Annotated in this window: 24 protein-coding genes, 1 other RNA gene and 2 riboswitches; of the genes, 17 read left to right on the forward strand and 8 right to left on the reverse strand. The window is 29.5% G+C overall.

Going from position 1 to position 25,635, the window contains the following annotated elements:
- The first annotated feature begins 349 nt into the window (after positions 1–349).
- A complete protein-coding gene (locus tag ACJDTP_RS18945; protein WP_012058126.1) occupies positions 350–619 on the forward strand; it encodes a late competence development ComFB family protein in 270 nt (89 codons plus the stop codon).
- A gap of 87 nt (positions 620–706) precedes the next feature.
- On the opposite strand, the gene ACJDTP_RS18950 is transcribed toward ACJDTP_RS18945, so the two are convergent.
- Complete coding sequence (locus ACJDTP_RS18950) at positions 707–1,501, reverse strand: TPM domain-containing protein (RefSeq protein ID WP_173713478.1); 795 nt, start codon at positions 1,499–1,501, stop codon at positions 707–709.
- Positions 1,498–2,064 carry a LemA family protein gene (locus ACJDTP_RS18955; RefSeq protein WP_077843698.1) on the reverse strand — a complete coding sequence of 189 codons (567 nt, stop codon included), beginning with the start codon at positions 2,062–2,064 and terminating at the stop codon, positions 1,498–1,500. Before ACJDTP_RS18955 ends, ACJDTP_RS18950 begins: the two co-directional genes overlap by 4 nt.
- Before the next feature lie 284 nt (positions 2,065–2,348).
- Here ACJDTP_RS18955 and ACJDTP_RS18960 point away from each other — a divergent pair, with 284 nt between their 5' ends.
- Positions 2,349–3,269 (forward strand): magnesium transporter CorA family protein, encoded by a 921-nt coding sequence (locus ACJDTP_RS18960; protein ID WP_406762116.1) that lies wholly within the window; start codon positions 2,349–2,351, stop codon positions 3,267–3,269.
- A 78-nt stretch (positions 3,270–3,347) separates the two neighbouring features.
- Here ACJDTP_RS18960 and cax read toward each other — a convergent pair whose 3' ends face one another.
- Positions 3,348–4,394, reverse strand: a complete 1,047-nt coding sequence (gene cax, locus ACJDTP_RS18965) for a calcium/proton exchanger (protein ID WP_017209612.1) — start codon at positions 4,392–4,394, stop codon at positions 3,348–3,350.
- A 340-nt stretch (positions 4,395–4,734) separates the two neighbouring features.
- On the opposite strand from cax, the gene gloA reads away from it, so the two are divergent.
- Both gloA and ACJDTP_RS18975 read left to right on the forward strand, forming a co-directional pair.
- Positions 4,735–5,112, forward strand: coding sequence for a lactoylglutathione lyase (gene gloA / locus ACJDTP_RS18970; protein ID WP_406762117.1), 378 nt, complete (start codon positions 4,735–4,737; stop codon positions 5,110–5,112).
- 177 nt (positions 5,113–5,289) lie between these two features.
- Complete coding sequence (locus ACJDTP_RS18975; RefSeq protein ID WP_406762118.1) at positions 5,290–7,323, forward strand: penicillin-binding transpeptidase domain-containing protein; 2,034 nt, start codon at positions 5,290–5,292, stop codon at positions 7,321–7,323.
- Between the two features lie 140 nt (positions 7,324–7,463).
- Here ACJDTP_RS18975 and ACJDTP_RS18980 read toward each other — a convergent pair whose 3' ends face one another.
- On the reverse strand, positions 7,464–8,813 hold the full coding sequence (locus ACJDTP_RS18980; protein WP_406762119.1) for a [Fe-Fe] hydrogenase large subunit C-terminal domain-containing protein: 1,350 nt from the start codon (positions 8,811–8,813) through the stop codon (positions 7,464–7,466).
- Between the two features lie 247 nt (positions 8,814–9,060).
- Here ACJDTP_RS18980 and ACJDTP_RS18985 point away from each other — a divergent pair, with 247 nt between their 5' ends.
- The gene (locus tag ACJDTP_RS18985) at positions 9,061–9,417 is read left to right on the forward strand and encodes a hypothetical protein (protein WP_171771148.1); all 357 of its coding nucleotides are present in this window, start codon (positions 9,061–9,063) and stop codon (positions 9,415–9,417) included.
- 80 nt (positions 9,418–9,497) lie between these two features.
- Here ACJDTP_RS18985 and fba read toward each other — a convergent pair whose 3' ends face one another.
- Positions 9,498–10,364 (reverse strand): class II fructose-1,6-bisphosphate aldolase, encoded by an 867-nt coding sequence (gene fba, locus ACJDTP_RS18990; protein WP_078117013.1) that lies wholly within the window; start codon positions 10,362–10,364, stop codon positions 9,498–9,500.
- Positions 10,365–10,705: 341 nt separating this feature from the next.
- Here fba and ACJDTP_RS18995 point away from each other — a divergent pair, with 341 nt between their 5' ends.
- From ACJDTP_RS18995 to ACJDTP_RS19035, 9 genes are all read left to right on the forward strand, one after another.
- Positions 10,706–11,209, forward strand: coding sequence for a CarD family transcriptional regulator (locus ACJDTP_RS18995; protein WP_078117012.1), 504 nt, complete (start codon positions 10,706–10,708; stop codon positions 11,207–11,209).
- Positions 11,210–11,342: 133 nt separating this feature from the next.
- Positions 11,343–11,498 carry a zinc-ribbon domain-containing protein gene (locus tag ACJDTP_RS19000; protein ID WP_012058137.1) on the forward strand — a complete coding sequence of 52 codons (156 nt, stop codon included), beginning with the start codon at positions 11,343–11,345 and terminating at the stop codon, positions 11,496–11,498.
- 301 nt (positions 11,499–11,799) lie between these two features.
- Entirely contained in the window at positions 11,800–14,286 is a 2,487-nt protein-coding gene (locus ACJDTP_RS19005; RefSeq protein WP_406762120.1) for a CoA-disulfide reductase, read from the forward strand.
- Between the two features lie 239 nt (positions 14,287–14,525).
- Positions 14,526–14,807, forward strand: coding sequence for a SoxR reducing system RseC family protein (locus ACJDTP_RS19010; protein WP_077839496.1), 282 nt, complete (start codon positions 14,526–14,528; stop codon positions 14,805–14,807).
- Positions 14,808–14,934: 127 nt separating this feature from the next.
- Entirely contained in the window at positions 14,935–16,335 is a 1,401-nt protein-coding gene (locus ACJDTP_RS19015; RefSeq protein WP_406762121.1) for a hypothetical protein, read from the forward strand.
- Positions 16,336–16,663: 328 nt separating this feature from the next.
- The gene (locus ACJDTP_RS19020; protein ID WP_103698329.1) at positions 16,664–17,275 is read left to right on the forward strand and encodes an ECF transporter S component; all 612 of its coding nucleotides are present in this window, start codon (positions 16,664–16,666) and stop codon (positions 17,273–17,275) included.
- 246 nt (positions 17,276–17,521) lie between these two features.
- Positions 17,522–17,626, forward strand: a riboswitch (purine riboswitch).
- A gap of 26 nt (positions 17,627–17,652) precedes the next feature.
- Positions 17,653–19,047, forward strand: coding sequence for an NAD(P)/FAD-dependent oxidoreductase (locus ACJDTP_RS19025; protein ID WP_017209602.1), 1,395 nt, complete (start codon positions 17,653–17,655; stop codon positions 19,045–19,047).
- 859 nt (positions 19,048–19,906) lie between these two features.
- A riboswitch (cyclic di-GMP riboswitch) is annotated at positions 19,907–19,990 on the forward strand.
- 115 nt (positions 19,991–20,105) lie between these two features.
- Positions 20,106–20,309 (forward strand): hypothetical protein, encoded by a 204-nt coding sequence (locus tag ACJDTP_RS19030; protein WP_026887434.1) that lies wholly within the window; start codon positions 20,106–20,108, stop codon positions 20,307–20,309.
- A 211-nt stretch (positions 20,310–20,520) separates the two neighbouring features.
- Positions 20,521–20,694 (forward strand): hypothetical protein, encoded by a 174-nt coding sequence (locus tag ACJDTP_RS19035; protein WP_017209600.1) that lies wholly within the window; start codon positions 20,521–20,523, stop codon positions 20,692–20,694.
- A gap of 92 nt (positions 20,695–20,786) precedes the next feature.
- Here the strand turns inward: ACJDTP_RS19035 and ACJDTP_RS19040 are convergent, their stop codons facing one another.
- Positions 20,787–21,332 carry a biotin transporter BioY gene (locus ACJDTP_RS19040; protein ID WP_406762122.1) on the reverse strand — a complete coding sequence of 182 codons (546 nt, stop codon included), beginning with the start codon at positions 21,330–21,332 and terminating at the stop codon, positions 20,787–20,789.
- Positions 21,333–21,367: 35 nt separating this feature from the next.
- The gene (gene bioB, locus ACJDTP_RS19045; RefSeq protein ID WP_406762123.1) at positions 21,368–22,330 is read right to left on the reverse strand and encodes a biotin synthase BioB; all 963 of its coding nucleotides are present in this window, start codon (positions 22,328–22,330) and stop codon (positions 21,368–21,370) included.
- A 380-nt stretch (positions 22,331–22,710) separates the two neighbouring features.
- Between bioB and ACJDTP_RS19050 the strand changes: the two genes are divergently transcribed.
- Both ACJDTP_RS19050 and ACJDTP_RS19055 read left to right on the forward strand, forming a co-directional pair.
- Positions 22,711–23,175 (forward strand): hypothetical protein, encoded by a 465-nt coding sequence (locus ACJDTP_RS19050; RefSeq protein ID WP_078117008.1) that lies wholly within the window; start codon positions 22,711–22,713, stop codon positions 23,173–23,175.
- A gap of 164 nt (positions 23,176–23,339) precedes the next feature.
- Positions 23,340–24,017, forward strand: a complete 678-nt coding sequence (locus tag ACJDTP_RS19055; protein ID WP_406762124.1) for an SIMPL domain-containing protein — start codon at positions 23,340–23,342, stop codon at positions 24,015–24,017.
- Between the two features lie 119 nt (positions 24,018–24,136).
- Here the strand turns inward: ACJDTP_RS19055 and ssrS are convergent.
- A non-coding RNA gene (gene ssrS, locus ACJDTP_RS19060) (6S RNA) lies at positions 24,137–24,329 on the reverse strand.
- A 374-nt stretch (positions 24,330–24,703) separates the two neighbouring features.
- Here ssrS and murQ point away from each other — a divergent pair.
- On the forward strand, positions 24,704–25,624 hold the full coding sequence (murQ, locus tag ACJDTP_RS19065; protein WP_207716591.1) for an N-acetylmuramic acid 6-phosphate etherase: 921 nt from the start codon (positions 24,704–24,706) through the stop codon (positions 25,622–25,624).
- Positions 25,625–25,635: the final 11 nt, after the last annotated feature.

Below are 25,635 nucleotides of genomic sequence, written 5' to 3' on the forward strand. Positions count from 1 at the left end.
CACTTGGGGTGATTTTCCTTTTTTAAATAACTTAAAACTAGAAAATTAGCTATTTAGCAAATATGAAATTTGCTCAATTATATAAACCAAATTAAAATTCTTAAAAAGGAATAAATCTTGTATAAAATATTTTAGCATAGTGAGTTAACTAACTAGTATAAAGCAATAAAAGATGAGTTTAGTAGAACTCATCTTTTATTATTTTAAATACAGATAAATGATTTTATAAGGGTTAAAATATTCAAAGATTAGTGATATAATTGTTCTGTTAGAAAATTGTGGTACAATATCATTATCAGTGGTAAAGATTAGATAATGCTTAAGACTTTAATATTAAGGAGAAAACATAATGGAGAATGTTATTAATTATATGGAAATATGGGTTAAGGAGTATATGGAAATCTTGTTAGCCAAAACAGATGGATGTAAATGCGATAAATGTAAAAGGGACATCTTCACACTTTCTCTTAACAATTTAAAACCTTACTATGTGGCAACACCTTTAGGAAAGATAATGGCCAAAATAGAAAGTACTAAACAACAAGTTGAAACTGATATAATAGTACAAGTTACAACAGCGATAAATAAGGTTAGTAATAACCCTAATCATGATAGATAAACGTTTCAGGAAAATATTACTACTGATATTCAGAAGACCATAAAATATCGTTTAGAAGAACAACTTTATTTTATGGTTTTGGTGGTTCTACCAGTTTCCACTAGAGCCACCACCACCAGAAGAACCACCGCCGAAGCCACCAAAACCTCCGCCAGATGATCCACCTCTGGGACCATGGCCTCTAAAAATATTATTCCAGAAAATAATCTGAAGTAATGAAAAAGAAATCCTACCTCTATTAAAGATAATATCTAGCAATAGCAGGCCTAGCATTATACTTCCAAACACTTTAGTTCCTGTATTAGACTTAATAGTATTTGTATTTTTTTCCGAGATGTTTAGTGATTTATCTAGAGTAACATTATATTCTTTTGCTATATGATCGCAGAAAGTACTATAAGAATTAAGTAATCCTTCACCATATTTTCCTTCTATAAAACTAGGTTTGGCAACTGATTCCATAATTCTGCTGCTTAAAACGTCTGGAATAGCACCTTCAAGTCCACGGCCAACTTCAACTCTCCACGCCCTATCATTTAGTGCTAAAAGAATCAATAAGCCGTTATCTTTACCTTTTTCTCCGATGCCCCATGACCTAAAAAGAGTATTAGCATAATCTTCAATAGGTACATTATTAGTTGAATTTATAATAACTACAACAGCTTGTGCGCCAGTTTTGTCTTCTAATTCCTTTCCTATAGATAGTAACCCATTCATCTCAGTCTCGCTAATTATATGTACATAATCATTTAAATATTTGTAAGATGTAGGAGAAGGAACTTTAATTTCAGCACTTGCTGAAAGGAGGAAAATTGAAGAAACAACTAAAAGAAGAAAGCTTAATAATGAATTTAAAGATTTATGTATTAATTTTTCTATCATTTTGCAAAATCTACTGAAGGAACCTCTTTTGAACCTTCGCTAGCTTTATAGAGCGGTTTTTCTTGGAAACCAAATAATGAAGATACTATATTACTTGGAAAACTTCTTCTTTTAGTATTATAATTTGTTACAGCAGTATTATAATCTTGCCTCGCTATTGCAATTCTATTTTCTGTTCCTTCCAACTGGACTGATAGATCTCTGAAATTCTGATTAGACTTTAGTTCAGGATAATTTTCCACTATAGCCAATAATCTCGAAAGAGAACCAGAAAGTTGATTGTCAGCATCAGCTTGTTCCTGTATATTTGTTGCCCCAGATAACCTGCTTCTTGCATTGGCGATATCAGTAAATATGGATTTCTCTTGTGTAGCATAGCCCTTAACTGTACTAACTAAATTGGGAATTAAGTCAGATCTTCTTTGCAATTGAGTGTCAATGTTTGAAGATGCAGAATTGGCAGTCTGTTCTAAAGAAACTAGATTATTATAACTACTTATAGGAATACCTACGGCTATCAAGATTATTACCACAATTATTGCTATTTTTGTACTTTTTCGCATTAAAAAGCCTCCCTTCTAAATTAATTATATTATGTGCAGAAATATAAATTTTATATAGTAAACTAACCATATAACAAAATTTCAACTAATAATTCAAAATTACAAGTAGCTTTGGATTAGTAATTTTGAATTAAATAAGAAGAATACTTATGATGCTAAAATTTAAGTATCATAACGATAAACGAATTTATTTAATTAACGAATCATTATGAAGTTTAAGGATATAGTGAAATAATTATGTTAATATGTTAAAATATAATAAATTTATAATTAGGAGATTAAAAATGGTCTATGTTTTAGAGAATGATATATTACAAAGTGATAAAATTGAAAATATAACAACAAATAATAATAAATTATTTGTTGCTGTCATCAAATTTGATGAACTTAAATCAGTTTCGGATATCCTCAATATAAACGAAAAATTATTATATGATTGTATAAATGGAAGAACATCTAAATTTGAAAGTTATGAAGGTCTAGATTACATATCTTTAAAGATTCCTTTAATTAATAATGTATTAAAACAATCAAAAAAAGTAAGTATGTTTCTTCAGAAAAACGTACTTGTATTTATAAGTGATGGAAATGATATTATAGAAGAGGTAATTTCTAAGAGTAAAACGGGTGAGATTAAAGGCTTGAATCTTAGTAAGCTTTTATATGCATTTTTTGATAAACTTACATTTGAGGACACTTATCATATTGAAGAACTTGAATATGAAATTGCAGCACTTGAAGAAGGCTTAATAACTTCAAAGAATGATAATTACTTAAAGAAGATTATTATGTTGAGAAAAAAATTATTAAAATTAAAGAGGTATTATGAAAGATTATTAAATATTGCAGATTCTATAGAAGAAAATGATAATGGATTAATTGATAAAAAAATAATAAGATACTTTAGAATGTTCACTAATCGTATTAATAGACTATATCAGAATGTGAATAATCTTAGAGATTATGTTACCCAAGTAAGGGAAGCATATCAAGCTCAAGTTGACATAAATCAAAATCAATTAATGAAGTTATTCACAGTGGTCACGACTATATTTTTGCCACTTACTCTTATAGTAGGATGGTATGGAATGAATTTTAATATGCCGGAATATGGCTGGAGTTATGGATATCCATTTGTGATTTCAATAAGTATCAGCGTAGTTGTGTTATGTGGCGTGTGGTTTAAGAAAAATAAGTGGTTATAAAAATAATACCTCATAATTTTATAAATAAGAAATTATGAGGTATTAGCATTAAAATGGAATTAGATTATTTTTTGAATTTTACAAAATAAAGAATGATGCGGCAACTATTAAATATACAGCAAGGAGTTGAACTCCTTCTAACCAATTTGATTCTCCATCGTTGGAAACTCTATTAGCTATTAATACAGCAACTATAAGGCCAATCAGTTCAAATTCATTGAAAACAATACTCATAGGAGTGAATAATAAACTTAAGAATATTAATACTGGTGCTACAAATAATATAATTTGCAAGCTTGAGCCAATAGCTATTTCCAAAGCAACATCCATTTTATTCTTCATTGCCATTACAACAGAAGTACTATGTTCAGCAGCATTTCCTATGATAGGGATTAAAATAATACCAACGAAAAATTCACTAAGTCCTAAGCTTGAAGTTATAGATTCTATTCCACTTACCAAGAATTCACTTTCTATAGCCACTAGAACTGTAGCAATGACTAATATAGAGATTGCTTTCTTTAATGTCCATTTAGCACTACCTTCCTCTTGATTAGAAACTGTATAAATATCTTTGTGAGTGAAGAATGAAAAAATAAGACTTAAAATGTAAATAGAAAGCATTACTATTGCAACTATTATACTTAATCCTTCATACCTAGTATTCAAAAGAGTTGGGTCCACAGTATGGGTGAATAAAGCAGGTACACACAAGCCAACAACAGCAAATAGTAACATACTTGAAGAAACTTCAACAACTTTTTTGTTAAAAGTCTGAGTTTTATGTTTTAACCCTCCAGCAAGCATACTGGCACCAAGTACTAATAATATATTTCCTATTACAGACCCAGCTATAGAAGATTTGACAACATCAAAAAGCCCTTCTTTAAGAGCAAAAAAAGATATTATCAGTTCTGTTGCATTTCCGAAAGTACCATTTAAAAAACCGCCAATCTTAGGGCCTGAGTAGAATGAAATTTCCTCAGTTGCTTCACCCATAAGTCCTGCTAGTGGTACTATAGATAATGCTGCAAGTATAAACATTATTGATGGAGATACATGCATAACAAATTCTGCTATAAAACTTATCGGAATAAAAATAAGCATGTATTTAAGTAATTTCATGAAATATTGCCTCCTTGAATAATTATTATAAATTTAATAATTTTAATTAATTTTAATTGAAGATTCAAATAATAATTGAGTAAAATTTAGAGTTTAATGAACACATCATAATATTATAAACTATAATTTTACATTATGCTATATTTTTCTAATTAGGAAAATAGTTAAAGGTGGTTTTACCTTTATTTTAGGAATAGGAAATTATTTTATTATTTGCATTTTATGTGGTATATTAATATAAGAAATTAGTGTATATAAATGCAAAGTAATGTTGTATAAAGAAATATATACTATTGCTGCAAATAAATTGCATAATTATTTAAATTAAGGAGGAACTGAAATGTCAGTAAAAATGTTGCATACTTGTATTAGAGTTAAAAATTTAGAGGAATCTTTAAAGTTTTATAGAGATGCATTAGGTCTTATAGAAACTAGAAGAAAAGATTTCACAGAACATAAATTCACTCTTGTTTATTTATCAAATGAGATGGGGGGATATGAAATTGAACTTACCTATAATTATGGTGTTGAAAAATACGATTTAGGAAATGGATTTAGCCATACTGCAATAGGTGTTGAAAATTTAGAAGAAATGAGAGAAAAACATATAGAGTTAGGATACGAAGTTACGCCTTTGAAAGGATTACCAGGAGAAAAACCAGGATATTATTTTGTGACTGATCCAGATGGATATAAAGTGGAAGTTATACGAAGATAATACTCTTATGCTTGAAAAATAAGTAAATTATATAAATATATATTGGATTAAGAGAGATTACGAAAATATAAAAGTAGTCTCTCTTTATATTTTCATAATATGGAATTGGATATGTAAAGATATACATTTATATGATATAATTTATTTAGATATTTAGGATAGAGAAGGTTAGATTTTATGGATAAAAAGAAAAATATTTATATATTAATTGGAGCAGGAATAGTAATAATTCCATTTATTATTAGTTTAGCTGCTTTCTTTTTTTACAATAAGACGCATAAACCAGAAAATAAATTACTGGAGTACTTTAGCTTATTAAATTCAAAGGAATATGAAAAAATGTATGATTTGACGGATGGTGAAATCATACAAAAGATGTCCAAAGATGATTTTATTACAAGAAATAAAAATATTTATGAAGGTATTGGCGCTAGCAATATTGAAATTCACATAAAAAATGTAAAAAAAGATGGTGATAAAGCTACCGTGGACTATGAAACCAGCATGGATACAATATGTGGAAAATTAGAATTTTTAAATAGTGCAACTATGAATAGGAAGATTGGAAAGGATTATGCTTTAATCTGGAATTCTCAAGCAATATTCCCGGACTTAGCTGATAGTGACAAAATAAGAGTTAAAATAATAAAATCTAAAAGAGGAGACATATTAGATAGAAATGGAGCTAAACTGGCAACAGATTCTTTTTCATCTAACGTTGGAATTGTTCCAGGAAACTTAGGTGAAAACAAAGATAAATCAATTGATGAAATTTCAAAAATATTAGGGATAACTGTTGATTATATAAACAGTCAACTAAATGCATCATATGTTAAGGCAGATATGTTCATTCCAGTGAAGACAATACCATATGGTGATGAAAGAATTCCGAGCCTTCTTAAAATTCCGGGAGTTAAAATTAATGATAAAGATGCAAGAGTTTATCCTCTAGGAGAGCAGGCGGCTCATCTAACAGGGTATGTACAAGCTATAAATGCTGATGAATTGGACAAACATAAAGGTGAGGAGTATACTGAAAATTCTACAATTGGTAAATCAGGACTTGAAAAAACATACGAAGATACATTAAGAGGAATTGATGGGGCTGAAATATATATTCAAAATATTCAAGGCGAAAAGAAAAAATCAATTATAACAAAAGATGTTAAAAATGGTACGGATTTAAAATTAACAATTGATGGCAATTTACAAAGTTTATTATATAGTCAGCTTGGTAGTGATAAAGGAACTTCAGTTGCTATGAATCCTAATACAGGAGAGGTTTTAGCGTTGGTTAGCACACCAGCATTTAATCCAAATGATTTTGTCTTGGGTATGTCAGGGGATAAATGGAATAGTTTGAATAATGATGTTAAGAAACCTATGTATAATAGATTTCAAGCAACATTAGTGCCAGGTTCTTCCTTTAAGCCAATTACTGCGGTTATTGGTTTAGATACAAAAAAGATAGATCCTAACGCCAATAAAAATATAACTGGTCTTAGTTGGAAAAAGGATAGCAGTTGGGGAAATTACTCAGTTACAAGAGTAAGCGATTATAAAGGACCATCAAATCTATTGAATGCACTTGTTTATTCTGATAATATCTACTTTGCTCAGGCTGCGTTGGATATTGGAAAGGATATACTTAAAGATAAGTTAAATAGCTTTGGATTTTTTGATAAAATCCCATTTGAATATCCATTATATAATTCACAATATTCAAGTGAGAAGGATTTTAAATCTGAGGTACAGCTAGCGGACAGTGGATATGGTCAGGGTGAAGTTTTGGTAAACCCTGTGCATTTGGCAGCGCTTTACACTATGTTTCAAAATGAAGGAAATATATTAACACCTTATCTTGCGACAAAGGATAATTCAGATAAAAAAGTATGGAAAGCTAATGTTGTGTCAAAAGACTCAGCTAATATGGTACTTCAAGATTTAATACAAGTAGTAGAAAATTCAGGTGGAACAGGTCATGGAGCTTATACTAGTGGATTAACTATAGCTGGAAAGACAGGAACGGCTGAGATAAAAGCATCTCAGGATGATAATAATGGTACAGAATTAGGATGGTTCGTTGGGATGACCACTAATAAATCTCCAAACAATCTATTGGTAGTAATGATGATTGAAGATGTTAAAGACAGAGGTAGTAGCCACTATGTAGTTCCTAAGGTAAAGAAAGCTCTGGAAACTGTAAATTAGTAAGTTTAATAATTGAAATTTATATATGAAATGGCTGTATATTTATACAGCCATTTTAAGTCAAATATATTATAAATATTTATGTTAGTTAGCGTGCAGATGAAATTATAGATAGATTAGGAAGTTAAAATAAAATTAGGTTAAAACTCACGTTCAAAGATGCTCACTTTTTCATGATCGTGAAAGTCTTCTATTGAGTTTATACCAAGTTTATTCAACACCTCATCAAGTACTTTACTATGAACTGGAACCTTTATGGGTGAATCATAAGCAAATTTATCGGCTGATTCCTTACCTTGTTCTGTAGGAATTATTGCTTTAGGACCACCAACACATCCGCCAACGCATCCCATTCCTTCTAAGAAGTTTGCATCAACATTTCTATTTAGAGCGTTTTCAAGAAGTTCTTTACAATCTTTTACTCCAGAGGCTTTTGCAGCTTTAAAATACTTGTGCTTTTCAGGGAAAAGTTCTTCAACTGTTTCTGATACAGCAATTGAAACGCCACCACTACGGGCGTATAATCTTCCGCCTCTAGAAGCGTACTCAACGGATGGCACACCATCCAAATTACCAGGCTTTATGTCTAAAGCTCTGAATACTTCGTCAAGCTCTTGAAATGTTAATACAAAATCTACTGCATCGTTTAAATCCTTATCTTTAGCTTCAGCTTTTTTTGCAATACATGGGCCTATAAAAACTACTTTTGCATCGGAATCAAGACTTTTTATCATTCGAGCAGCAGCAACCATAGGTGAAACCGATGGGGATAAATCAGGAACAAGTTCCTTGTAAACTTTTCTAAGCATTCCTATCCAAATAGGGCAGCAACATGAAGTAATCATCAAGTCCTTAGGCCCATTTACATGCTTATCAAACTCAACAGCTTCTTTTATTGTTAATACATCTGCTGCAAAGGCAACTTCGATCATATCAGTAAAACCTATTTTTATAAGGGCAGCCCTGATTTGATCCATAGTAACTTCATCACCAAATTGACCGCTAATAGCAGGAGCAACTGCAGCAAAGACTTTTTCATTGTTCTGTATTAAGTCTAAAACAGGAAGAAAATAAACTTTATCTAATATTAATCCATGCTTACATGAATCGACGCATACACCACAATTTAGGCATTTATCATTATCTATGTAGGTTGATTTTTCATTTTTATCATAAAGAATGGCATCAAAAGGACAAGCAACCTGACAGCTAAATTTACCATCTTCATTTCTAGGACAGGATTTATCACAGCCTTTAAGTTTTTCAATTAATCTTGTATTAACTGTATATTCTGTAATTGCTTTTTTAAAATTATATACATAATTATTATCGAACTCCATATCAACGCCACACAACGATCTAATAATTTCAAAAGTTTCTTGTGGAGACTTTTTATGACATACCATAATACGTTTAAGAGTTTCGTCAAAATTACCATTGTAATATGATTTGACTAACTCATCGAATAAATCATTATATTTATTATTCATTAAGACACCTCCAAATTGCAAAAATATCTATTATATATTATTATATATTTATTTGCATATATTAATACTAAAATTCAGCATAAGTTAAATTAAAATAGAAAAAAATAAGAAAATGGAAGGAAAAACAAACACAGATGTAGAATCAATATTTAAATTACAATTAATAAATTTCATGTTAATCTTGAATTTTATTAATTGTAAACGTATAATTAGAATTGAATTTTGTTCTTATTGGGGAGAGGTAGAAATGTTTATTTATATATTAAATATTTTAAATGATGGGGCACGGAAAAATAAAATTAATGAGTTATCAAACAGTGAAATTATTAATGATACAGATTATATCTCGAGGTTAGCAAATATTAAAAGAGGTTCTGATATTAAAAGTTTTAATAGTAAAATAGAAGATATTATAGCAATTTTGGATAAATATAAATTGAATAGAAATGACAGAATTGAACTTTTAAGTAAATTTATAGTTTATAATGACTATAATTGGATAATTGAAAATGCACATGATAATTTTTATATTAAAAAAAAAGAAAAAGTAATCATAGATTCAATATCAATGTTAGAAAATATGTTAATGAAAGCAATGTTTTAGATTCAGAAAGGGATTTGATTGAAATATTAATTTAAAATAAAAAGGAGCACTAAATATAGTGCTCCTTATATTCAATGAAATTAAGCTCTGTTTACTGAACCGAATAATTCCATTTTTTCTTTAACTGTAGCTTTGATAGCTTCGAATCCAGGATTTAATAACTTTCTTGGGTCAAATCCTTTTCCTTCTAAATCTTTTCCAGCTTCAATATATTTTCTAGTAGCTTCTTGGAATGATAATTGGCATTCAGTATTAACATTGATCTTAGCTACTCCAAGAGATATAGCTTTCTTTATCATATCTTCAGGGATTCCAGTACCACCATGTAATACTAATGGCATTGAAGTTCCTACAGCTTCTTCAATTTTAGCTAATGCATCAAAATCTAATCCAGCCCAGTTTGCAGGGTATTTTCCATGAATATTTCCAATACCAGCAGCTAACATAGTAACTCCTAATTCAGCTATTTGCTTACACTCATTTGCATCAGCAACTTCACCTTTACCTACAACTCCGTCTTCTTCTCCACCAATTGAACCAACTTCTGCTTCTAAAGAAAGCCCTTTTTCATTAGTTATAGCAACTAATTCTTTAGTCTTTTCTATATTTTCAGCTATTGGATAATGAGATCCATCAAACATGATTGATGAGAATCCAGCTTCGATACATTTTTTTGCACCTTCATAGCTGCCGTGATCTAAGTGTAAAGCAACTGGTACAGTGATGTTTAATTCTTCGATCATTGCTTTAACCATTGCAGATACAGTCTTATATCCTGTCATATATTTTCCAGCACCTTCAGATACACCTAAGATAACTGGTGAATTATTTTCTTGTGCAGTTAATAATACAGCTTTAGTCCATTCTAAGTTGTTGATGTTGAATTGACCAACTGCGTATTTTCCTTGTCTAGCTTTGTTTAACATTTCTTTAGCTGATGTTAACATTTTACGACCTCCGTATACTTGTATATTTATTATAATAACTATAATAGCTTAAGAAAACTGATTTATGTACTTTACACATCAGTTTTTCCTTTTTCAAACTTATTATACTCTAAAATTAACTATATGAAAACAATAAATTGAAAAATCTGCTTCTTTTAATAAATCATATGTATCTTTATACGAAATTTACATAATATATATTTAGATAATAAAGAACTTATTTTATGAAAGAGTGGTAATATGTAGGATTGTGTTAAGAAAAAGATTTTTAAGGGAAAACTTGAAACATTCTAAAAATAATTAAGATGTTAAAATTTTATTACATGTGAGGAGGTCATTTTTTGTTTAACATAGGAGATAAGGTTGTATACCCAAGTCAAGGAATAGGAATAATTGATGTTATAGAAGAAAAAGAACTCAATGGTGAAAAAATAAAATGCTATATAATACACTTAATTAATAATACTATGAAGTTAACCTTGCCTATTAGGACAGCAAATACATCTAATATGAGGTTAATAAGTGACATTAAAACGTTAGAGAATAGCTTAAAACATGTAGATAGATTTGTGGCGGAGGCAGAGAAGTTTTCTAAAATTAATTATAAAGAAAGAAGAAGCGTTAGCAAAATAAAAATAAAATCAGGTACATTTGATGAATTTCTTGAAGTAATCTTTGATCTAACACAATTAAAAAAATGGCATAGTTTAAATTCAAGTGAAAAACAAATGCTAAATTATATAAAGAAAATTGTCATAGAGGAGATCGCTCAAGCAAAAGGATTAACAAGCAATGAAGCTTCTGAGTTATTGGATCTTTCAATTAATTTAAATAAGTTAAGCTAAAAGGTTTGCTATTTTACTGAAGTATGTTATAATAGTTATTGTAAATAAAAGGTTTTTTATAGATATGTAAATTTCTCCTTTAGAGAATTATATGAATCAATATATTAATCTTTAGTTAAAGGAGGAACTTTATATGACAGATAAGACTTTAGTATGCAGAGATTGTGGAGAAGAATTTGTTTTCACTGTGGGAGAACAAGAATTCTACCAAGAAAAAGGATTTACTAATGAACCTACAAGATGTATATCTTGCAGAAGAATTAAAAAGGAACAAAATAATAGAAGATAATATTATTTTATTAAGAGTTGTAAGATTTTCTTACAACTCTTTTTTGATATATAAAGGGATAAAAGAGTAAATATTAAAATCTAATTATGTTAATTGAGTAAGTAGTATAAGGTAGGAAAATAAATTGCCCCGAAGTATGCGGGGTTAAGTCACATTTACTTTATAGGAGTCTATATGATTAATTTTATATAGCATTAACTGAAGTTTTTAATCATTGTGATAAAGTCACAGAAGATATCAGCCATTTTAGCTAAACTTAAATTAAAGAAATGCATTGCATTTATAAAAGGAGAGAGCTATTATGGATAGAAAAATTATTATTATTGGTGGAGTTGCTGGAGGTGCCTCAACAGCAGCTAGACTTAGAAGGTTAGATGAAAATGCTGAAATTATTATGATAGAAAAAGGTAAATATATATCTTTTGCTAATTGTGGACTTCCATATTATATAGGAGAGACCATTGATGAAAGAGGGAAACTAATAGTTCAAACTGTAGAGGAAATGAGTAATAAGTTTAATTTAGATATAAGAAATTTAAATGAAGTTATTAGCATAGATAAGGAAAACAAAAAAGTTAGAGTAAGAAATATTAGAACAAAGGAAGAGTATGATGAAACTTATGATATTTTAGTTTTATCTCCAGGAGCAGCACCAATCAGCCCTAAAATACCTGGAATAGAAGATTGTAGTAGTTTATTCACTCTTAGAAATATACCAGATACAGATAGAATTAAAGCTTATGTGGATAATAATAAACCAAAACATGCAACAGTAATAGGTGGAGGATTTATAGGCTTAGAGATGGTAGAAAATCTTCATGCTAGGGGAATAGATGTTACACTTATAGAAGCAAGTGATCAGGTTATGGCTCCTCTTGATATAGAAATGGCGAGTATATTACATGAACATTTAATAGATAAAAATGTTGAACTAATATTAAAAAATGGAGTGTCTGAATTTAAAGACAATGGAAAAAAAATTATACTTGATAGCGGAAAAGAAATAAAAACAGATATGATAATATTATCAATTGGAGTTAGGCCAGAAACAGCAATTGCAAGGCAAGCTGACCTTAAATTAAATGAAAGAGGCGCTATTATAGTTGATAAATTTATGAAAACTTCAGATTCAAGCATCTATGCATTGGGAGATGCAGTAGAAGTCATAGACTTTGTAAATAAAAAACCAACAATGATTCCTTTAGCTTGGCCTGCAAACAGACAAGGTAGGATAGTAGCCGATAATATATGTGGAAAAAACGTTGAATATAAAGGTACTCTTGGATCATCTGTTGCAAAGATATTTGATTATACGGTAGCTACAACAGGCAATAATGAAAAGATGTTAAAAAGGTTAGGTATAGAATATGAAACAATTCATATACACCCAGGTTCTCATGCTGGATATTACCCAGGATCTTTTCCTATATCCTTAAAGATGTTGTTCGATCCAAAGTCAGGGAAAATATTTGGAGCACAAGGTGTGGGAATTGATGGCGTTGAGAAACGTATAGATGTTCTCGCAACAGCTATTAAAGGCAACCTTACAGTTTTTGATTTGCAAGATATTGAGCCGTGTTATGCACCTCCATACAATTCTGCAAAAGATCCAGTCAATATGCTTGGATATTATGCATCAAATATTATAGAAGGAATTACGAAAGCAATTCAATGGGATGAAATTGATAGCTTAGATAAAGAAAAATCGGCAATTATAGATATAAGAGAAGAATTTGAATTAGTTACAGGTACTTTAAAAAATTCTATTCATATTCCTCTAGAAAAATTAAGAGATAGATTAAATGAAATCCCAAGAAACAAGGATATATATGTTACATGCCAAGTTGGTCTAAGAGGATATATTGCTTGCAGAATCCTTGAACAAAATGGAATAAAATGTACAAATGTAGATGGAGGAATGAAAACATATCTATATGTAAAGAGAGCTAAAGAAATGATTAGAAATCAGTTTAAAAAGAGTGAGAGAATTAACAATGAGGTAGCCGTAATGAGGGAAGAAAATATGGATTTAGGCAAAGTAAATGCTGATATTAAGCTGAATGCATGTGGCCTTCAATGTCCAGGACCAATAAAAAGAGTGTTTGAAGAAGTTAAGAAAATGGAAAGTGGAAGTGTTTTAGAAGTTAAAGCAAGTGACCCTGGATTTAGTAAGGATATAAAATCATGGTGCGACTCAACAGGAAATACATTACTAAAATCAGAATTTGATAATAAAGGAAAAGCATTTGTAGCGTATATTCAAAAGGGAAGAGAATTAAAATCAGTAGAAAAAACACTATCTCCGAAAACTGCTGAAAAAAATGGAGCTACATTAGTAGTATTTAGTGGGGATTTAGATAAAGCAATAGCTTCGTTTATTATAGCTACAGGAGCGGCATCTATGGGAAAAGAAGTTACTATGTTCTTTACTTTTTGGGGATTAAATATATTAAAAAGCCAAGATAAGCCTAGTGTAACTAAAGACATTATGGAAAAAATGTTTGATACTATGCTCCCAGCACATGCTGGTAAATTACCATTATCACAAATGAACATGATGGGTATGGGGCCTGTTATGATAAAGAAGATAATGAAAAAGCATAATGTTGATAGTTTAGAAACATTAATAAAAAATGCTATAGATATGGGGGTTAAAGTGGTAGCGTGTTCTATGAGCATGGAGTTAATGGGTATTAAAAAAGAAGAATTTATTGATGGGGTTGAAATTGGTGGAGTTGCTTCATATTTAGGATCAACAGAAGGTTCTGGACTAAATTTATTTATTTAATTAATAATTGTTTGTAATATAAATAATTTATAGACTTGGTAATTAATAATTTCACCAAGTCTATTTTTGTTGTTTGTTTTTACAATGATTGGTGATAATATAAAATTATAGAAGACAAGTATCGGGATTAAAATATATAATTAAAATGGGATATATTTTAATTTGAAAATATTATAATCCAGGTAAAACAAGTTAATAAACGTTTATATAAAGATATTAATATGAAAGCGAGGAATTTTATGAGAGATTTAGAAAAGGGCTCAAATTTAAAGACAAAAAAGAAAAATACGAGTATGATACTAGCTGCGTTCATGATTTTCATTTTGCCAATAATATTGGTATTTATAGGGGCTTTTATAGGTGGAATAATAGGTGAAAATATGCTAGTGGCTTCTAATAGAACTTTTCAAATCGTAGGTGGAGTAATTGGCTTTTTGTTATCAGCTATAATAGTCAAAGCGTTTGATAAACATTCAAAAGCAGATGAAAAGGCTGAGAAGATTTATTGGGATGATTTATAAATAACTGATAGAAATAATAAGGAATTGCTAAATAAAAAATATTTGTTGACAATTGTTTAATATATAGTAACTAAGCATATATTTCCCACATAATTTATAAGTACAAGAACTTTTATAGGAGAAATATATGATTAACTTAGTATTAACACCGCTTCACTATATTTATCTTATTTTTATAATTATAATTATATTGGCTATGGTGAAGAAGAAAGATATCTCTCTTTTATGTATACTAGGCATTTTTATTCTGGGATTGGCCGGAACAGAGTCAATTTATAAATCTGTAATGGGAGTATTTAATAGTTTTGTTTATGCAGCAAAGGAATTGATGCCAACAATTTTTATAATATCAATAATAACAGCAATGAGTAATACATTAATGGACTCTGGAATAAATGATGAGATGGTGTCTCCTTTTAGAAAAGTGATTAAAAATTATTGGATTGCTTATTGGGTAATTGGAATTTTTATGATGGTTTTATCGTGGTTTTTCTGGCCATCTCCAGCAGTTGCACTTATAGGAGCATTGTTTCTACCTATTGCTAAGAAAGCTGGACTTCCAGCTATGGGAGTAGCTATTTCAATGAATTTATTTGGACATGGTATAGCTTTATCAAGCGATTATATAATTCAGGCAGCACCAAAACTTACTGCTGATGCAGCAAGTATACCGGTTTCTGAGGTTATATCTGCTAGTATTCCACTTGAACTAACAATGGGAATAGTTACAACAGTGGCTGCATTTTATTTCCTCAGGAAGGAGATTAAATCAGGAGAGTTGCCTAGTGAATATGAGGAAATAGAAGATTCAACATCAATTTCAAGTTCTTCAATGCTTATTTATTCAAAAAAAATAAGAAGGTTTTTAGCGTTATTAATTCTAGTATTATTTGCATTAGATATTTTTATAATGTATATTGCTAAATTACAAGGTGGTGATGCAACAGCGCTTATTGGGGGGACTGCTATATTTATACTGAGCTTAATTTCAATACTAGCTTATAAAGAAAAATCACTAGATAAAATTACTGATAATCTTGTTAAAGGGCTCCAGTTTGGTTTCAAAATATTTGGAGTCGTTATACCAATAGCTGCATTTTTTTATTTAGGTGACTCGGCGTTTATAGATATATTTGGGAAAATACTTCCAGAAGGCTCAAACGGCATAGTTAATGATTTAGGTGCTGCACTTGCAAATAACGTTCCAATAAACTCAACTATTTCTGCCGGTACACTTACAGTAGTTGGCGCAATTACAGGCTTAGATGGATCAGGCTTTTCAGGAATATCTTTGGTAGGATCAATTTCCAAAATATTCTCAACTGCTTTGGGTGGTGGTGTAGCAACATTAACAGCTTTAGGACAAATTGCAGGAATATGGGTAGGTGGAGGAACCGTGATCCCATGGGCAATAATACCAGTAGCAGCTATTTGCGGTGTGGATGCATTTGAATTAGCTAAAAAAAATCTCAAACCGGTTGTTATAGGATTAATTATTACAACAATAGTAGCAATAATTATTATTTAACAAAGTTAAAATCAGGCTAAATTAAATAGCTATATAATTATTAAAATAGAAGATTACGATTAAAAGACTCCACTAATTTGTGATTTAGAGGGAGTCTTATTTTTTGCATATATTGCAAAAATAATTCTTCATAAAATTTCTAAAAACATTGCAAGGATTCTAGCCGTAATTGTGAAATGTGCATTGTAAATTTAAACATAATATATAATAAAAGATGCAATGTGAAATATAAATGAACCCATACAATTGCTAGAGAACTCTTATAGTGTTATAATAATCACAACATTTTCCTATGAAGATAGAATAATACAATAAGGGGGACTATTATATGGAAAATAAGAATTCAAGAATTGTAAAAGTAATTCAGACGGGTGTCCTTGCAGCATTATGCTTTGTATCATTTACTTTTCTTTCAATAAAAATACCTGTAGGTGAAGATGCGGTTTCACTGCACATTGGGAATGCGTTTTGTGTATTAGCAGCATTACTTCTAGGAGGCTGGTATGGTGGATTATCAGGGGCTATAGGTATGACAATATCAGATCTATTAGATCCAACATATGCAATCGGAGCACCTAAAACTTTCATTTTAAAGTTATGCATTGGTTTGATAACTGGTTTAATTGCTCATAAATATGCAAAAATAGATGAAAGTAGCGATAAAAAGTATATAGCTAAATGGACCATTATTGCTGCAATTGGAGGATTAGCTTTTAATGTTGTTTTTGATCCTATAGCTGGATATTTTTATAAACAATATATTCTTGGGCAGCCACAGCAAATGGCAGCAGCCTTGGCAAAAATAAGTGTATTTGCAACCTTTGTTAATGCCATAGTATCAGTAATATTAGTAAGTATTATTTATAATGCTATAAGACCCGTTTTATCAAAGTCTGGATTATTATTGCCAGTTGGAGAAAGAAAATCTATAGTAAAATAATAACTTTATTTTTTATGTAATAAACCATCAAAATCAAAATTTCTGATTTTGGTGGTTTTTACTAATTTAAAATACAATAAATTTTAATTTTTATAAGACCATATTATCATATAGATGAGAGTTTTATTCTTTGTGATTAGGTTAATGTTCGTGTTTGTAAGAAAAAAAAGAAGAAAAAAATAATTTGTTATTGATTTTTATTAATATATGAGCTAAAATTACCTAGTAATAAGAACTATTTTTGAAAAAAAGTTAATAATATTCACTTATATAAATCTGATAATAAGGGTCGGATGTTTCTACCAAGCTACCGTAAATTGCTATAGGACTATAAGTGTCTACTTAAAAATTATATTTAATGTCAAGGAGAGATAAGAATGAATTATGATGTAATAATAGTAGGTGCTGGTCCAGCAGGAATATTTACTGCATATGAACTAAAGAAACAAAAACCTCAATCTAAAATCCTTTTAGTTGAATCAGGGAAGAGCATTGACAAGAGACATTGTCCAAAAGATAAAACTAAAAAGTGTGTGTCATGCAAACCTTATTGTCATATTACTACTGGATTTTCTGGCGCAGGAGCGTTTTCAGATGGAAAGCTATCTTTAAGCTATGAAGTGGGTGGAGATCTACCTGAACTTGCAGGTGCTGATTTAATACAAGAATACATAGACTATACAGATTCAATTTATTTGGACTTTGGAGCAGATACTAAAGTTGAAGGTGTAGGAAATAATGAAGCAGTTAAAGAAATAAGAAGAAAAGCAATACAAGGTGGATTAAAATTAGTAGATTGTCCAATAAGACATTTAGGAACTGAAAAAGCTCAAGAGATATATTTGAAGATTCAAAAACATCTATTAAATGCTGGCGTTGAAATTAAATTTGATACAACAGTTAAAAATCTTTTGATAAGAAACAATGAAGTATCTGGGGTATTAATAACAGATTCATTAACTAGAACTAATGATGAAGAAATGTTTTCAGATAAAGTAGTTGTAGCAACAGGTAGAAAAGGTGCTGATTGGTTAAAAGACATGTGTATTGAGCACAAGATAAATCATAGTGCAGGACCAGTTGATATAGGTGTTAGAGTTGAGCTCAGAAATGAAGTAATGGAAAGTGTAAATAATGTACTTTATGAATCGAAACTTATAGGGCATCCAGCACCATTTAAAGATAAGGTTAGGACTTTCTGTCAAAATCCAGGTGGTTTTGTAAGTCAAGAGAATTATGATAATAATTTAGCAATAGTTAATGGCCACTCTTATAAAGATAAGAAATCTGATAATACAAACTTAGCAATTTTAAGTTCACATAATTTTTCGGCTCCTTTCAATGAACCAATTGAATATGGGCAGAAGGTTGCGGAACTTGTTAATATGTTGGGAAATGGAAAAATATTAGTTCAAAGATATGGAGATATATTGGATGGTAAAAGAACTTGGGAAAAGGAATTGTACGAATCAAACGTTAGACATACATTACCAGACGCAGAAGCTGGAGATTTAACATCAGCTATGCCATATAGAACTATGACAAATATTTTAAACTTCATACAAGCCATGGATACAGTAGTTCCAGGATTTGCAAGCAGAGAAACATTATTATATGGTCCAGAAATAAAATTCTACAGTAACAGAATTGATTTAGATAAAAATTTCGAAACTAATATAAAAGGCTTACATTGTTTAGGTGACTCAAGTGGATGGACTAGAGGACTTATGATGGCATCAGCCATGGGTGTGATAATGGGTAGAAAACTTTAAAAATATTGAAAATACTAAGTTGTATTAATATTAAGTATTCATAAATTCAGGGGATGATAACATCCATTAAACAGTATTCTACATAATTTTTTCTGAAAATTATGGGGGATGCTGTTTTTTTATAAAAGATATATTAATTTAAATGATGTAGTTATCAGTAATAACCTAAAGTTAAGATTATAAATTGTATAAAGAAATATGTAGATAACACAATAATAACTATATTTGAACTATGAAATATCTTCTAACTAGAAATGAGTAATATACTTTTGTAACCACAAGGGTCATAATATGGAATGTTTCATTGGTAATTATGATGGATGTGATTCTTTGGCTATAAGTTGTTCCAAATGTGCTAGTTCAAAGCTTGTTCTTTGAGGCTAGCACTTTGGGCGCAACTTTATAGCCTTAGAATCACCCATAAGAATTACCTAGAAACTGGAACAAAAGTATGTTACTCATTTCGGTAATTTATATGCATAAGATCAGACCTTAGTTAGGTTATCTATATGAGAATTGCAAAAGCAACAAGGGTAACTTATTATTACAATACATAAATAAGTTACCCATAAACGATTTTATATAGAAGGATAAATAGTTAATAAGAAATTATCTTATTTTTTTATTATAGCTTATAATTATTACAAAATTATAACAAATATGTTAATTCAATATAAACATTATATTAAAATAAACTTAAATATGATATTTAGGGACAGTAAATAAAATTTTTTATACATTTAATAATTACCTTTAAATATGTAACAATTATTGTAAGGTAATTATTGCATTTAATGTTGATTTTTCTTATATTATTGTTATAATATATACATAGAAAGACATAAAGCAACATAAATATACAAAGATTGGGAACTATGAAGAATTCTCTGTATTTGGGCATCTTGAGAATTTGGAGTTAATGATGCAACCCACCAATCAAAACTAATTAATTTTTTTAATTAGTTTTGATTGGTTTTTTATATTTTTGGAATTAAACATAATAGAGTTAAAAGTAAATAAAATAGTTTTTAAAGTTAATATATGAGAGGTGATATGCTATGAAGATACATAATGAAATCATGAAAGTTATAAATGATAATTTGGCAAAGTGTTCTAAATTTGAATTTGTTGCAGAGTTAAGAGATTTAACTTTAGCAGATATGTATTATATTGAAAAGATATCGAGTATTGATAGTATAAAAGCGAAGTTCAATTATAAAATAATAAATAATACTTATATAAAGATTAATTATTCACGTTAATTAATATGTAGGAAGAGGAAAGACATGACACTAACTATTAAGATTAAATTAGGTAAAATAAAGAAAACAGAAGATGATGAGAATAAAATAATTACAGACTTTTCTCATAAAGAGGTTTAATTAATAAGAATCATGGACATTAGAAATATTGTTTATGATTCTTATTTTTTTGTTATAATAATATAGTAGATTTTACGAGGAGAGCAATGGTATGAATAAAAAGGTATATGAGTTATTAGAAGAGATAAAATTACATTCAGAGAAAATTAGTGATTGGGAGCAAATGACAAATATATTTGCTAATGCTATTAAAAGAAAAGGATTGAATAATGAAGAAGTTGAAGAGATAAGTGAGAGAATACTTAGAGAAGTCAGAAAAAAGTAGAAGTGGATCTAGTTGATTTATAATATAAATGAGTTTCCTTAATTTTATAATTTAAAGAAACTCATTTTTTATTAATATATATATTTTAACTATTATAATCCAGTGCTTTTAATTCTTTTTCTAATCTGAGGGCCTATTAGTGATGCAACTACCATCTTTGCGAGGTCACCAGGAATAAATGGAAGAACACCAATTGTTAAGGCCTTATTAAATGGTAGATGTGCAACATATGCTAGCCATACTGTTCCAAATATGTAGGTTACTAGTGTACCTAGCAGCATACCTAAAAAGCACATGAAAATTTTATTAGGAAATTTATCAATAAATAATCCACTTATAAATGCCATAAAAGCGAATCCAATTAGGTATCCACCTGTTGGCCCTGCTAATTTAGTAAATCCCCCAGAGAATCCTGAAAAAACTGGCAATCCCAATGCACCTATGAGAAGATAAATAAGATAACTAATAGTTCCTTCATTTTTTCCAGTTATATATATAGTAAGGTAAATTGCTAAATTTGTTAATGTAATTGGTACTATACCAATAGGAATTGAAAACGGCGCAGATGTACATATAAAAGCACTCATTATTCCGATTATTGTTAACTGACGCGCGTTAGTTCTACGTATATTTTCCATAATTTTAAATCTCCTTTATATATTATATTTCTTTTCTATAATTCTTTTTTAATTGAAAAACCGAGTGTTTGCAACATTATTTTATCTTGACATGTATTGTTACCTACAGTAGTCAGCATATCACCAGTTATCGTTGCATTAGCTCCAGATTGAAAAATTTCTATGCCGCCATCTTCAAAATAAGTTCTTCCGGCAGCCATACGAATATAAGCTGTTGGATTTATGTAACGAAAAATTGCAATCGTTCTTAAGATATCATCATTAGAAATCCTTTTTAAATTTTCTAATGGAGTACCTTTGATAGGCATTAATACATTTATTGGTATAGATATAACTCCAAGTTCTGATAAGCTTATAGCCATGTCAATTCTGTCATACCAAGTTTCACCCATTCCTATAATACCACCGGAACAAACTTTTAAACCTGCATTTTGCGCTAGTTTAATTTCTTCAATCTTGTCATCATATGAATGAGTAGTACAAATATTGTGAAAGTTTCTTTTAGAAGTTTCGATGTTTGCATGGTACATTGTTACTCCTGCTTCTTTTAAAAGTACAAATTGTTCTTCACTTAAAAAACCGTGAGATGCACATAGGTTGATAGAACATTCTTTATTCATCATTTTGTATGCTTGTACAGCTTTATCAAAATCGCTTCCAACTAATGCTCTTCCGGCTGTAACAATAGAGTATCTATGTACACCATTAGCTTCATTTTTTTTGCAGTCTTTTAAAATTACATTAGGATCTAAAAAATCATATTCTTTAATTTCTGTTTTGTGGTGTTTTGATTGAGCACAAAACTTACAGTTCTCACTGCATTTTCCACTGCGACCATTAATAATTGTACAAAGGTCCACGTTTTCTCCGCATAGTGTTTTACGAATTTTATTAGCACCATCACAAATTTTCTTTAAATCACAAGTTAATAAAAATTCTAAATTATCAGATCTAGTTAATCGTCTTCCGTTAATAATTTCTTCTGCTAATTTTTCCATATAATTTTACCACGCCCCAATTTATTAAATAATTTCAAGACAAGTATATAATTAATATTTAATATTGTCAACTAAATATAAAAAAAGAGTTAACAATGTTAGCTGTGCTTAATATATGCATATAAATCAAATAGCTTAACAAAATATTTTATAAGTATATATAATATATTTCAATTAAGTTTCTATAATTATGGTCTTAATTAAGCTCTTGGTTTGCTATAGATTCAAATATAAATTTAGTATTTTAATCTATATAAGAAATTGCATAGCACTAATAAAAATAAAGTTTAGTTTAATAAGAACAAATTTTCATAGAATAGAGTAATGTAATATGTAGAGTATTCGAATGGATTAAAATATGGTTATGAGTAGGTGCTAGAATGACTATTGATTTTGATAAAATTATGTTTAATATAAAACAAGGCTATTATAAATATATTGGTTCAGGTTCTGGCAGGAAAGTATTCGATTTAGGAAATGGATATGTTTTGAAGATAGCAAAAAATAAGGCTGGAATAGCACAAAATAAAGCTGAATATATTATTTCGGATAATGATCATACTAAGTTATTTGCAAAAGTTATACAAGTTTCAAGTGACTTTAGCTTACTTATAATGCAAAAAGCAAGCAAGATAAGTGATATTTTATATGTATGGAAGTATTTTAATGTATCGAATAGAGATGAATTTTTAAAAACTCAGGAATTGCAAGAAATAAAGAAAAACTATAGGTTGTTATTGGGGGATTTTTGTAGGAAAAGCAGCTGGGGAATGATTGATGGAAAGCCAGTTATAATTGATTATGGCTTTACAAGAGAAGTGGTGGAAAAACATTATTCCTTTTAGGATTTTGAATTCAGTAAAGTATATTTAAGGCTTAAATTTTAGATAAATTTAAGCCTATTTCTAATTATAAAGAATTCCGAACATTGATGTATGTAGTTTAGAGACATTTCTAATGATTCATCATATTATGAAGTAATGACTAATTTTTTGAAGGGAAAAATGAGATGCATACTTTAGGGCAGGGAGGTATATATAGCTTAAATGATTTGAACAATGATCAATGTTCACCTAATAAGCTAAAAGATATAGGAAAAGGAACGATAAGTGTAAAACCAGATTTAGCAGAAATAGTCGTTGGAGTTATAACTGAAGATTTGCAATTGGAAGTTGCACAAGAGGAGAATGCTAAGATAACTCAAGATGTTATAAATAGTCTAAGAGCCTTGGGAATACCTCTTAAGAATATACAAACAGAAAACTATAGCATACGTCCAAATTATGATTATATCAATGGAAAGCAGGTTTTTAGAGGATATGAAGTAATAAATAATTTGAAAATTTTAATTAGCAATGTTAATAATGTAGGTGTAGTAATTGATACTGCAGTAAGCAATGGGGCAAATTCATTAACGGGGATTATCTTTATTGTCTCAGATGAAACAAAGTATTATTATGAAGCGTTAAGAAGAGCTCTCCAAGATGCTCAAAATAAAGCTCGAGTTGTAGCTGACCAACTTAAAGTAAAGCTAAATATTATACCAATTCAAATAAATGAACAAAATGAGACCACTAGTACACCACTAGTAATGACTCTTAAATCTACTAGTAATACTACCCCTATTGAAGCAGGAGAAAATATTATAAATGCAGATATAGAGGCCATATTCACATATGTAGGATAATAAAAATAATTAGAAGAAGAGTAGTTATTAGTTTAAGTTTTTAAACATTTACCTTAGTTTTAATTTAGGAAAATAAAAAGCCAATGCTTAATATTAAGCATTGGCATAGAATGTCTTATATAATATCCAAAATACCGGTACTCTAATTTTGACCCCTATCCTTCGATAGGTGGGTGCCCTCACAGATGATTCAATCGCCTTCAAAGCCGTAAAAGGACTCATATGAAAGTACATTTCCACATCTAGATAATTGAACTCCCGTAATTTAAGTGTAGGTTCAAAATAAGAGCTTAACGAATATCCCAGAATTTATAATCAATATATAAGCCTGCTTGAACAACTTAATATCATTTGTTCTTAGGCCGTGAAGATATAATAACATATTTAAATTTCTTATGCAAGAGGTTTTTATGATAATTTAGACTAATGTTTATAGATAATTTGTAATAGTATTTACACAAGGAATTTAAGCGGTTTTTATTAAGGTTGTTTAGAATTAATATAACAATATCTTATAAAGAAATCTGTTAAACCTAAAGGTATAGAGAAAATATGATACAACTAAATTATGTTTTAGAAACAAAATAATATATTTTTAAAAATATATTGAAACAAAATTTCAAAAGTGTTATGATGTATATATCAAGTGAAAACGTAGTCAAAATTAAATGTTTTATATGGAGGCGATGATTGTGGATAGTTTAAATTTAAAAAATCTAACAACTGAAAGCAGAAATGAAACTACAATAAATATAGATAAAGTATCGACTTTAGAAATGGTAAAAATCATGAACGATGAGGATAAAAAGGTGGCAAACGCTGTAGAAAAAGAGATTCCTAAAATAGCAAAAGCTATAGATATGATAGCTGAAAGAATTCATAGAGGAGGAAGATTAATTTATATAGGTGCAGGAACATCAGGAAGGCTTGGCGTATTAGATGCCTCAGAATGTCCACCAACATATGGAGTTTCAGAAGAATTGGTGCAAGGAATTATAGCTGGGGGAAAAGAAGCTATATTTAGAGCAAAAGAGGGAGCAGAGGATTCAGAAGAATTAGCAGTGAAAGATTTAAAGAGTAAAAATATAACAGAGAATGATACAATAATAGGACTTGCAGCTTCTGGAAGAACCCCTTATGTTATAGGAGGATTAAGGTATGCTGAGCAAATAGGTGCGTTAACAGTTTCAGTGACTTGTAATGAAAATTCAGATGTTGCAAAGGAAGCTTATATTTCAATTGCGCCAGTAGTTGGTCCGGAAGTTGTAACAGGTTCAACAAGACTAAAGTCTGGGACAGCTCAAAAGCTAGTATTGAATATGATATCAACTGGTGTCATGATTAAGCTTGGAAAAGTATATGGAAATCTAATGGTAGATTTAAGAGCTACAAATGAAAAGCTAATTGAAAGAGCGAAAGGAATAGTTTGTAAAGCAACGGGTATAAACATGGAAGAGGCAACAGAAGCACTAAATAAAACAGATTATGATGTCAAACTAGCAATATTTATGATACTTTCAAAGCTAGATAAAGATGAGGCGAGAATTAAATTAGATAAAAATAAAGGTTATATAGCTAAAGCGTTACAAGAAATAGATAATAAGTAAAGGAGAGGAGA

Source organism: Candidatus Clostridium helianthi (assembly GCF_045310795.1).
GTDB classification, from domain to species: Bacteria; Bacillota; Clostridia; order Clostridiales; family Clostridiaceae; genus Clostridium; species Clostridium helianthi.

Excerpts from the sequence above, each read along its gene's own strand:
- ACJDTP_RS18950 (WP_173713478.1), bottom strand. The coding sequence starts at position 1,501 with ATGATAGAAAAATTAATACATAAATCTTTAAATTCATTATTAAGCTTT.
- ACJDTP_RS19030 (WP_026887434.1), top strand. The coding sequence starts at position 20,106 with ATGAAGATACATAATGAAATCATGAAAGTTATAAATGATAATTTGGCA.
- bioB (WP_406762123.1), bottom strand. The coding sequence starts at position 22,330 with ATGGAAAAATTAGCAGAAGAAATTATTAACGGAAGACGATTAACTAGA.
- ACJDTP_RS18955 (WP_077843698.1), bottom strand. The coding sequence starts at position 2,064 with ATGCGAAAAAGTACAAAAATAGCAATAATTGTGGTAATAATCTTGATA.
- ACJDTP_RS19000 (WP_012058137.1), top strand. The coding sequence starts at position 11,343 with ATGACAGATAAGACTTTAGTATGCAGAGATTGTGGAGAAGAATTTGTT.
- ACJDTP_RS19005 (WP_406762120.1), top strand. The coding sequence starts at position 11,800 with ATGGATAGAAAAATTATTATTATTGGTGGAGTTGCTGGAGGTGCCTCA.
- ACJDTP_RS18975 (WP_406762118.1), top strand. The coding sequence starts at position 5,290 with ATGGATAAAAAGAAAAATATTTATATATTAATTGGAGCAGGAATAGTA.
- ACJDTP_RS19050 (WP_078117008.1), top strand. The coding sequence starts at position 22,711 with ATGACTATTGATTTTGATAAAATTATGTTTAATATAAAACAAGGCTAT.
- ACJDTP_RS19015 (WP_406762121.1), top strand. The coding sequence starts at position 14,935 with ATGATTAACTTAGTATTAACACCGCTTCACTATATTTATCTTATTTTT.
- ACJDTP_RS19025 (WP_017209602.1), top strand. The coding sequence starts at position 17,653 with ATGAATTATGATGTAATAATAGTAGGTGCTGGTCCAGCAGGAATATTT.
- ACJDTP_RS19010 (WP_077839496.1), top strand. The coding sequence starts at position 14,526 with ATGAGAGATTTAGAAAAGGGCTCAAATTTAAAGACAAAAAAGAAAAAT.
- ACJDTP_RS18960 (WP_406762116.1), top strand. The coding sequence starts at position 2,349 with ATGGTCTATGTTTTAGAGAATGATATATTACAAAGTGATAAAATTGAA.
- ACJDTP_RS18945 (WP_012058126.1), top strand. The coding sequence starts at position 350 with ATGGAGAATGTTATTAATTATATGGAAATATGGGTTAAGGAGTATATG.
- ACJDTP_RS19040 (WP_406762122.1), bottom strand. The coding sequence starts at position 21,332 with ATGGAAAATATACGTAGAACTAACGCGCGTCAGTTAACAATAATCGGA.
- ACJDTP_RS18980 (WP_406762119.1), bottom strand. The coding sequence starts at position 8,813 with ATGAATAATAAATATAATGATTTATTCGATGAGTTAGTCAAATCATAT.
- gloA (WP_406762117.1), top strand. The coding sequence starts at position 4,735 with ATGTCAGTAAAAATGTTGCATACTTGTATTAGAGTTAAAAATTTAGAG.
- ACJDTP_RS19055 (WP_406762124.1), top strand. The coding sequence starts at position 23,340 with ATGCATACTTTAGGGCAGGGAGGTATATATAGCTTAAATGATTTGAAC.
- murQ (WP_207716591.1), top strand. The coding sequence starts at position 24,704 with ATGATTGTGGATAGTTTAAATTTAAAAAATCTAACAACTGAAAGCAGA.
- ACJDTP_RS18985 (WP_171771148.1), top strand. The coding sequence starts at position 9,061 with ATGTTTATTTATATATTAAATATTTTAAATGATGGGGCACGGAAAAAT.
- cax (WP_017209612.1), bottom strand. The coding sequence starts at position 4,394 with ATGAAATTACTTAAATACATGCTTATTTTTATTCCGATAAGTTTTATA.
- ACJDTP_RS19020 (WP_103698329.1), top strand. The coding sequence starts at position 16,664 with ATGGAAAATAAGAATTCAAGAATTGTAAAAGTAATTCAGACGGGTGTC.
- ACJDTP_RS19035 (WP_017209600.1), top strand. The coding sequence starts at position 20,521 with ATGAATAAAAAGGTATATGAGTTATTAGAAGAGATAAAATTACATTCA.
- fba (WP_078117013.1), bottom strand. The coding sequence starts at position 10,364 with ATGTTAACATCAGCTAAAGAAATGTTAAACAAAGCTAGACAAGGAAAA.